The sequence below is a fragment of the Vibrio sp. 779(2023) genome (genome assembly GCF_033344285.1).
Classification (GTDB): domain Bacteria; phylum Pseudomonadota; class Gammaproteobacteria; order Enterobacterales; family Vibrionaceae; genus Vibrio; species Vibrio alginolyticus.
In genome coordinates, this window is the sequence record NZ_JAWPOM010000206.1 from 1 (window position 1) to 1,077 (window position 1,077).

Consider the following 1,077-nt stretch of genomic DNA (forward strand, 5'->3'; position numbering starts at 1 on the left):
AACTCGAAACTCAATATCAATCCTTAGTAGAGCTCTTTTTTGATGCTGCGCGCATTGGTAACAATGAAGTGGTTGAAACCTTTGTATCACAAGGTTTCCCGATTGATCAGCGCAACAACGAAAGTTACACCGCGCTAATGGTGGCGGCATATCAGGGTAATAAAGACACGGTACGGTTACTGCTCGACTCTGGAGCGAATGCCTGTTTACAAGACAAGCGTGGTAACACGGCCCTGATGGGGGCGCTGATTAAGCGCGAAATTAGTATAGCGAAAGACTTGTATCAAGCGGAATGTTCGCCCGATTTGCGCAACAAAGCCGGACTCGACTTGAAGACGTTTGCAGAGATTTATGGCCAGTCGGAAGTGTTGAAATCTCTTCAGAATAAATAGAGCAAAAACAGGTCAAGAAAAACCAAGCAAGCAAATGATGAGTAAGACGCGATCCCAAAATAAGCAAATAAAAACGGCCCAGAAATCTGGGCCGTTTTTACACAAGGAAACCGGTTAATTACGCGAAGCGCTCAACAATAATGTCATCGGCATTTTTGACAAACAGTGCGCCTTTTTCTTTCATCTCTGCGATCACGCTGTCGACCGTATCTGGCAGAACGGCGCGAGTTGCAGCTAGATTCACAATCACCTTAAAGCCGAGATCTAACGCTTGCATAACGGATTTCTTGACGCAGAAATCGAGCGCTAGTCCACCAACTACGACGGTATCTATTTTATTGCATTTCAGAAACTCATTTGCGCCCGTAGTTTTGGTGTCAGCCACGTCATGGAAGAAGATACCGTAAGGATGCGCGTCCGGATCCATCCCTTTATTGACTTGGAAATCGTAGTCAAGCACTGGAGGTAACCCATCCAGAAGCTCTACGCCTGTTGTGCCAAGCACACAGTGGCGATTCCATTTTACGTCGACATTTGGCAAGCCAACGGGCTCTAGCATGTTCGCGGGCGTTTCTGCATCCCAAGCGGCTTTTGGTGGGTGCAAGTCACGGCTTACTAGCTTCAAGCAACCTTTCGCATGGTTTTTTAGTAGCTCCGGCACGATGTCCAATGCGCCTGCTACAGG

The 1,077-nt window shown here is 47.4% G+C and carries 2 protein-coding genes; one reads left to right on the forward strand and one right to left on the reverse strand.

Annotation, left to right across the window (positions count from 1 at the left end):
• A partial coding sequence (locus R8O70_RS26105; protein ID WP_318184573.1) for an ankyrin repeat domain-containing protein occupies positions 1–392 on the forward strand: 392 nt, incomplete at its 5' end.
• Between the two features lie 118 nt (positions 393–510).
• Here R8O70_RS26105 and R8O70_RS26110 read toward each other — a convergent pair.
• The coding region (locus tag R8O70_RS26110) for an isochorismatase family protein (protein ID WP_318184574.1) at positions 511–1,077 on the reverse strand (567 nt) is incomplete at its 5' end.